The 7,321-nt window shown below is 74.4% G+C and carries 7 protein-coding genes; 3 read left to right on the top strand and 4 right to left on the bottom strand.

Translation table 11 applies throughout. From position 1 onward, the window contains the following. Both ACIQOV_RS18440 and ACIQOV_RS18435 read right to left on the bottom strand, forming a co-directional pair. Nucleotides 1-1,029 (bottom strand): prenyltransferase/squalene oxidase repeat-containing protein (locus tag ACIQOV_RS18440; protein ID WP_401049648.1); only part of this gene is annotated, 1,029 nt, incomplete at its 3' end. Between the two features lie 123 nt (nucleotides 1,030-1,152). Further along, nucleotides 1,153-1,749 (bottom strand): TetR family transcriptional regulator, encoded by a 597-nt coding sequence (locus ACIQOV_RS18435; RefSeq protein ID WP_359896874.1) that lies wholly within the window; start codon nucleotides 1,747-1,749, stop codon nucleotides 1,153-1,155. Nucleotides 1,750-2,005: 256 nt separating this feature from the next. On the opposite strand from ACIQOV_RS18435, the gene ACIQOV_RS18430 reads away from it, so the two are divergent. The 3 genes from ACIQOV_RS18430 (at nucleotide 2,006) to ACIQOV_RS18420 (ending at nucleotide 5,288) form a co-directional block, all read left to right on the top strand. Beyond that, the gene (locus tag ACIQOV_RS18430; protein WP_401049647.1) at nucleotides 2,006-3,316 is read left to right on the top strand and encodes a glycosyltransferase family 4 protein; all 1,311 of its coding nucleotides are present in this window, start codon (nucleotides 2,006-2,008) and stop codon (nucleotides 3,314-3,316) included. A 170-nt stretch (nucleotides 3,317-3,486) separates the two neighbouring features. After that, entirely contained in the window at nucleotides 3,487-4,230 is a 744-nt protein-coding gene (locus tag ACIQOV_RS18425) for a class I SAM-dependent methyltransferase (protein ID WP_401049646.1), read from the top strand. Beyond that, entirely contained in the window at nucleotides 4,227-5,288 is a 1,062-nt protein-coding gene (locus tag ACIQOV_RS18420; RefSeq protein WP_380352536.1) for a prenyltransferase, read from the top strand. The genes ACIQOV_RS18425 and ACIQOV_RS18420 overlap by 4 nt, the downstream gene beginning before the upstream one ends. Before the next feature lie 150 nt (nucleotides 5,289-5,438). Here ACIQOV_RS18420 and ACIQOV_RS18415 read toward each other — a convergent pair whose 3' ends face one another. Both ACIQOV_RS18415 and ACIQOV_RS18410 read right to left on the bottom strand, forming a co-directional pair. Beyond that, on the bottom strand, nucleotides 5,439-6,344 hold the full coding sequence (locus ACIQOV_RS18415; RefSeq protein ID WP_359896883.1) for a hypothetical protein: 906 nt from the start codon (nucleotides 6,342-6,344) through the stop codon (nucleotides 5,439-5,441). Between the two features lie 187 nt (nucleotides 6,345-6,531). Further along, on the bottom strand, nucleotides 6,532-7,321 hold a 790-nt coding region (locus tag ACIQOV_RS18410), incomplete at its 5' end, for an N-acetylmuramoyl-L-alanine amidase (protein ID WP_401049644.1).

Genomic DNA, 7,321 nt, shown 5'->3' with positions numbered 1-7,321 from the left:
GGGGGTGGTGAGGGTGAGGTGGTCGCCGCCGGCCGCGAGCTGGGCGGTGAGGTAGGCGCCGACGGCCTCGCCGGAGTCCGCGTGCGGGACCGGGGCGGAGGCGGCCGCGGCGTCGGAGGCGCAGGTGAGGGCCTTGGGCGCGGAGTCGGCGTGCACCGAGGTGGCGACCGGCAGGTGGCCGCCGCCGGCGGCGAGCGCGGCCTGGCCGCTGGCCAGGGCGTTCGGGGTGAGGGTGCCGCCGGCCGGGTCGGGCTGGTAGGCGAAGGCGCCGCGCTGGTCCGCGGGGGCGGCGCAGCCGAGCTGGAACAGGGCGAGCCCGTCGAAGGCGGACCTGCCGGCCTTGGCGACGCCCGCCGGGTCGGCCTTGGCGGCGAACAGCGCGTTGACGGCGAGCCCGGTGGAGTCGGCGTCACCGGGGTTGCCCGGGTTGTAGGCCCAGCTGCCGTCGGCGTTCTGGTTGGTCCTGAGCCAGGCGACGCCCTTGTCGACGGCCTCCTGGTGCCCGCCGAGGGCGACCAGGGCCTGGACGGCGACGGCGGTGGCGTTGCTGTCCTCGAACGTGGGGTCGCAGGCGGTGCCGGCGTTCCGGTAGGAGGGCCAGCCGCCGTCCTCGCACTGCTGGCCGGTGAGCCAGCCGACCGCGGAGTCGGCCGGGGTGACCTTGGCCGCCGCCAGCGCGGTGAGCGCGAGGGACTGCCGCCAGACGCCGTCGTACGTCGGGTCGCTCTTGCCGTACAGGCCGTCCGGGACCGTGGGCGGGGAGACGTCGGCGAGGGCCGGGCCGGCGGCGACGCCGGTGAGCAGCGCGGCGGACAGGGCGGCGGCGCCCAGGCGGGCGGCGGTCAGCATGGTGCGGGTGTGCCTTTCGGTGAGCGGTGGTGGCCCGGTCGGGGCCGTTCCGTAGTCCTCGACGGTGCCGGGCGCGTGCGTCCGGACGGGCCGCTCGCCCCTCCCCGGGTGCTCCGACTCGTCCGGGCGGCCGAGGGCGGCGCCGGTCTCACGGCTGCGGGGTCGGCGCCGGATTCGCACCGGCTTTCCCCGGGGAAGGAGCGGGATCGAGTTGTGCCGACTGTCGACTCTAGCCGCCGGAGCACGACGAGCGGCCCGGGGCGGGCAGGAACAGGTTCCAGTCGGCGGCGGGAGGAGGACGGTTCACGGCAGGGTGAGCAGCCGGGCCGCGGTGTGCAGGTCGGCCCGTACCTCGGCGATCGAGGCGCGGCCGGAGAGCCAGGCGACCAGCGCCGAGTGCCAGGTGTGCTCGATCACCCGCACCGCCGCGCGCTGGCTCCCGGTGGGCGGTCCGGACTGGCCGATCGCGTCCAGGATGAGCTGTCCGGTGGCCACGCTGACCTGGTCCACCTCGGCCCCGACCGAGCGGTCCGCGAAGGACAGTGCCCGGACCATGGCCTCGGCCAGCAGCGGTTCGCGCTGCAGCGCGTGGAAGGCCCGGGTGAGGGTGTCGGCGACCCGCAGCGCCGGTTCGAGGTCGGTCGGCGGGTGGCGCCGGATGTGCTCGTGGAGGCCCTGCAGCTGCTCCAGCATCACCGCCACCAGCAGGTGCACCTTGGACGGGAAGTACCGGTAGAGCGTGCCGAGGGCGACCTGCGCGCTCTCCGCGACCTCCCGCATCTGCACCGCCTCGTACCCGCCGCGCACCGCCAGTGCGGTGGCGGCCCGCAGGATGCGCCGGCGCCGTTCGGCCTGGCGCGCGGTCAGCGGCGGCTCGCCCGGAGGGGAGACCGGCGGCAACGTCGAAGGAGGGGGTGGCGGCAAGGGTGCTCCCGGGCGGGCGAGAGTGGCGGCGTGCTCCACATGGTCGGCAGGATTCGGCGTGGCGGGAATCACCAGCCCTGGCTCCTGGGGAAAAGCTACGGGCCGGTATCTTCGAGGTCTCTCATGGTTCACGTGGTCGACGACGAGTTCCCCAGCCACTGAAACCTGATCTACTTTAGCGACCGGAAGCACGACCGGCAGCACCGATAGCAGCTAGAGAAGAGGGCCCAGGATGACCGCGCAGCCGCTGCGGATTGCCCTGCTGTCGTACCGCGGTGACCCCTTCTGCGGGGGTCAGGGCGTGTACGTACGACACCTCTCCCGCGAGCTGGCACGGCTCGGCCACCACGTGGACGTGATCGGCGCCCAGCCCTACCCGGTGCTCGACGAGGTCGACGGCCCCGGCTCGGTGCGCCTGGTGGAGCTGCCCAGCCTCGACCTCTACCGCGCCGACGACCCCTTCCGCACCCCGGCCCGGGGCGAGTTCCGCGGCCCGGTGGACGTGCTGGAGTTCGCCACCATGCGCACCGGCGGCTTCCCCGAGCCGCTCACCTTCTCGCTGCGCGCCCGCCGGTACCTGGCCGCCCACAAGGGCCGCTACGACGTGGTCCACGACAACCAGACCCTCGGCTACGGCCTGCTCGGCCTGGCCCGGCACGGCTTTCCGCTGGTCACCACGATCCACCACCCGATCACCGTGGACCGGCAGCTGGAGCTGGACGCCGCCACCACCCGGGGCAAGCGGCTCTCGCTGCGCCGCTGGTACGCCTTCACCCGGATGCAGCGCCGGGTCGCCGCCCGGCTGGACCACGTGATCACCGTCTCCGGGACCTCGCAGCGCGAGATCGCCGAGCGCCTGGGAGCCGCGCCGGACGCGATCTCGGTGGTGCCGATCGGCGCCGACACCCGGCTCTGGTCGCCCTCGGCGGAGATCGGGCGCGTCCCCGGCCGGATCGTCACCACCTCCAGCGCGGACGTCCCGCTGAAGGGCCTGGTCTTCCTGGTCGAGGCGCTCGCCAAGGTGCGCACCGAGCGGGACGCCCACCTGGTGGTGGTCGGCAAGCCGCAGAAGGAGGACGGGCCGGTGGCCGACGCCGTGCGCCGCTTCGGGCTGGCCGGGCACATCGAGTTCCGCAGCGGACTGACCGACCGCGAGCTGGTCGACCTCTACCGCTCGGCCGAGGTGGCCTGCGTCCCCTCCCTGTACGAGGGCTTCTCGCTGCCCGCCGCCGAGGCGATGGCCACCGGCACCCCGCTGGTCGCCACCACCGGCGGGGCGATCCCCGAGGTGGCCGGGCCGGACGGGGAGACCTGCCTGGCGGTGCCGCCGGGGGAGGCGGACGCGCTGGCCGCCGCGCTCGGCCGGCTGCTGGACGACCCCGAGCTGCGGGCCGGACTCGGCGCGGCCGGACGGCGGCGGGTGCTGGCCCGGTTCACCTGGGAGCGGGCCGCCGAGCTGACCGCCGAGGCCTACCGCGCGGCGATCGCCACCGGCGCCGGCGCCCGGGCCCGCTCGGGGCCGGGCTGGCGGTACGTGGACTAGGGCCCGGTCGACGCGCACGGGCCGGCGGCGCCGTCCCGGTCGGCCGCCCGGCCGGTGACGGCGGGCCGGTGACGGCGGGTCGGGGCCCGCCCGGCGCAGTGCGACGTGCTGAACGAAGGCCTGACGAGGCGTCAAGAACGCTTGGCAGCAATAGGAATGGGAGTCCAGCAGTGCTGACCGTCGATTTCTCGCGCTTCCCGCTCGCCCCTGGCGACCGGGTGCTCGACCTGGGCTGCGGCGGGGGCCGGCACGCGTTCGAGTGCTACCGCCGCGGCGCCAACGTGATCGCCCTCGACCAGAACGCCGGGGAGATCGCCGAGGTCAGGAAGTGGTTCGCGGCGATGGAGCAGGCCGGCGAGGCCCCCGAGGGGGCGTCGGCGGTCGCGATGGAGGGCAACGCGCTGGCGCTGCCGTTCGAGGACGAGTCCTTCGACAAGATCATCATCTCCGAGGTGATGGAGCACATCCCGGACGACAAGGGCGTGCTCAACGAGATGTTCCGGGTCCTCAAGCCGGGCGGCCTGCTCGCCGTCACCGTGCCTCGCTGGCTGCCCGAGAAGATCTGCTGGGCGCTGTCCGACGAGTACCACGAGGTCGAGGGCGGCCACATCCGGATCTACCGGGGCGACGAGCTGCTCGGCAAGCTCAAGGACGCCGGCCTGGAGCCGTACGGCACCCACCACGCGCACGCGCTGCACTCGCCGTACTGGTGGATCAAGTGCGCGGTCGGCGTCGACAACGACAAGGCGCTGCCGGTGAAGGCGTACCACCAGCTGCTGGTCTGGGACATCGTCGGCACCCCGGTGATCAGCAGCCTCACCAAGGCCGCCGAGCGGGCGCTCAACCCGGTGATCGGCAAGAGCTTCGTCGCGTACGCCTCCAAGCCCAACCGCGCGCCGGGCAGGACGGCATGACCGCCGCCGTCCCTGAGGTGCTGCTGCTCGACGGGGTGCTCGACGCCGAGCAGGCCGCCGACACCGTCCGCAGCATCCTGGCCGAGCAGCGCCCCGACGGCGCCATACCGTGGTTCGCCGGCCACCACCTCGACCCCTGGGACCACACCGAGGCCGCGATGGCCCTCGACACGGCCGGCGAGCACGCCGCCGCCGAGGCCGCCTACCGCTGGCTCGCCGCCGCCCAGAACCCGGACGGTTCCTGGTACGCCGCCTACACCGACGGCGTGGTCACCGACCGGGCCAAGGAGAGCAACTTCTGCGCGTACGTCGCGGTCGGGGTCTGGCACCACCACCTCAGCACCGGCGACGACGCCTTCCTGGAGTGGATCTGGCCGGTCGTCCGGCGCGCCCTGGACTTCATCGTCGGCCTGCGGCTGCCCGGCGGCCCGATCGCCTGGCGGGTCTCCGAGGACGGCACCGCCACCGACGAGGCGCTGCTCACCGGCTCGTCCAGCATCCTCCACGCGCTGCGCTGCGGCCTGGCCGTCGCCGAGTACCTGGAGGAGCCGCAGCCCGACTGGGAGCTCGCGGCCGGGCGGCTGGGGCACGCCGTCTCCCACCACCCCGAGCGGTTCCTGGACAAGGACCGATACTCGATGGACTGGTACTACCCGGTGCTCGGCACCGGCCTGCGCGGCGACGCGGCGGTGGCCCGGATCGAGCGGGACTGGGAGCGCTTCGTCGTCCCCGGCCTCGGCGTGCGCTGCGTCAGCGACCGCCCGTGGGTGACCGGCGGGGAGAGCGCCGAGCTGGCGCTCGCGCTCTGGGCGATCGGCCAGTCCGACCGCGCGGTGGACATCCTGCGCTGGATCCAGAAGCACCTGCGGCACGAGGACGGCTCGTACTGGACCGGGTACGTCTTCGAGGACGACGCGATCTGGCCGGAGGAGCGCACCACCTGGACGGCCGGGGCGCTGCTGCTCGCGGTGGCCGCGCTCGGCGGGGACCCGGCGACGGTCTCGGTCTTCGGCGGGGAGCAGCTGCCGGCCGGGCTGGTGGTCGAGGACTGCTGCTGAGCCGGACGCGCGTGCGGTAGCCGGACGCGCAGTTGGACGCGCAGTCGGACGCGTACGGCGGTCGAGTACGCGTACGGAAGGCGAGCGCTCAAGCGGAAGGGGCGGGACCGGAGAACCGGTCCCGCCCCTCGCGGTACGCGCCCGCGGGCGTCAGCCGCGCTGGATGCCCGTGGTGTCGGCCAGCACGCCCTGGCTGCCGTCCGGCAGCTGCGCGACCAGCGCGGCGCCGCGCTGCTCGACGGCCAGGTACCAGGTGCCCGGCACGACCTCGCCGACCGGGGCGCCGGCCGGGTTGTCCTTCGGGGCCAGCTGGCGCGGGGCCGGGACGGCGAACCAGAACGGCTGGAAGTCCGCCGCCGGGGCGGCCGCCTGCTGCTGCGCGGCCGGGGCCGGCTGCGGCACCGGGGTGCCGGCGTCGTGCGGCTGGACCGGCTGGCCGGGCTGCGGCTGGCCGGCGCCCGGGTAGCCGTAGCCGCCCTGGCCGCCGAACGCCGGGTCGTGGCCCTGGGCCGGGTAGCCGTACTGACCGGGCTGGCCGGGCGCACCCGGGTGACCGGGCTGGCCCGGGTAGCCGTACTGGCCGGGGACGGCCGCCGGGCGGTCGGAGACCAGCGGGGCCTTCAGTGCGGGCACCAGGGGGCTCGCGGCGGCCGCGCCGGCGAGCACGATCAGCGCGATGAAGCCGAGCCAGGCGCCGAAGCCGTGGCTGACGTTCGGGCCGTACGGGCTGGCGCCCAGGGACCAGACCGAGGTCCACAGCGCGGCGACCGCGAAGGCGATGCCCCACTGGTCCAGTCGCAGGCCGAGGACCTGTCGGTTGGCCGCGGCCTGGCCCTGGAAGCGCTGCACCAGGATCAGCGCGGCGGCGACGATGCCGAGCAGGTAGATCGAGGGCAGGACGGGGAACAGATCGGTGCTCCACGCGTTCTTTGAGGCGTCCGCACAGAGCCGACCGCTGCAGTCCGCGGCCAGATAGGGCAGGAAGGAGGCGATGAAGAGCAGGACGGCCGCGCCTGCGACGGCGGCGTCTCCCCTGGTGAGAGCGCGCAGATTCACTAACGTTCCCCTCGTTGACGTGTCGTGGACGGTGGTTCGTGCGGTCGGGCCGACCGGCCGAAACTCCCGAACGGACCAGAAGCCTAGGCCCAACCGTCCTGCCGGTGCACGGCGGGACCGGGAATGGGGCGAAGTCGTTGCAAACCGTGCGGTCCGGGCGGAGCGTCGTCCTCCGGGGGTGTGCGGTTCAACTCCCGTGTCGCTCTTCGGTCTTCTCTTGGGTCGTCAGGAACGCGGTCAGCGCGTCGGCGATCCCCTGGGCCGCCTGTTGGCGCCACTGAGGGTCCGTCATCCGCTTCGCGTCCGTCGAGTTGCGCATGTTACCGCACTCGATGAACACCTTGGGGACGGTGGAGAGGTTGAGGCCGCCCAGGTCGGAGCGGGTGTCCAGGCCGTCCTTGGCGATGTAGTCCGCGTACGGTTCGCCGGTCGCGGCGTGGAACCGCTCGCGCAGCAGGAGGCCGAGCCGGTGCGAGGGATCGACGATGGCCGCGTTGTCCGCCTTTCCGGCCACCACCCTGGCGGGCATGATCACGTGGAATCCGCTGCCGCTCGCCGGGCCGCCGTCCCCGTGCACCGAGAGTGCGACGTCGGCGTGCGCGTCGGTGCCCGCGCGGGCGCGTTCGTCGATGCACGGGCCCCAGGGGCGGTCGCCGTCCTGCGCCAGCACCACCTTGGCGCCCCGGGCGGTCAGGATGGCGCGGGCCCGGCGGGAGACGTCCAGGGTGTACTCGGCCTCGGAGTAGCCCGCGTTGGTCTCGGTGCCGGTGGTGTCGCACTCCTTGCGGGTGTTGCCGATGTCCACCTGGCGGTTGATCTCGGCGGTGTGGGCGGAGTTGCCGGGGTTGTGGCCGGGGTCGAGCAGGACGGTGCGGCCGGCCAGGCCGGTGGCGGTGTCGGCGGGCGGGGCCGGGGTCCCGGCCGAGGGGGCGCCGCCGGTGGCGCCGCTGTCGGTGGGCGCCGGCGCGACCGGAGGG

It is taken from the genome of Kitasatospora sp. NPDC091257, from assembly GCF_044757675.1.
GTDB classification, from domain to species: domain Bacteria; phylum Actinomycetota; class Actinomycetes; order Streptomycetales; family Streptomycetaceae; genus Kitasatospora; species Kitasatospora lactacystinica.
The sequence above is the reverse complement of the archived record's forward strand: the minus strand, read 5'-3'. Positions and strand labels throughout refer to the sequence as shown.

Excerpts from the sequence above, each read along its gene's own strand:
- ACIQOV_RS18430 (WP_401049647.1), top strand. The coding sequence starts at position 2,006 with ATGACCGCGCAGCCGCTGCGGATTGCCCTGCTGTCGTACCGCGGTGAC.
- ACIQOV_RS18420 (WP_380352536.1), top strand. The coding sequence starts at position 4,227 with ATGACCGCCGCCGTCCCTGAGGTGCTGCTGCTCGACGGGGTGCTCGAC.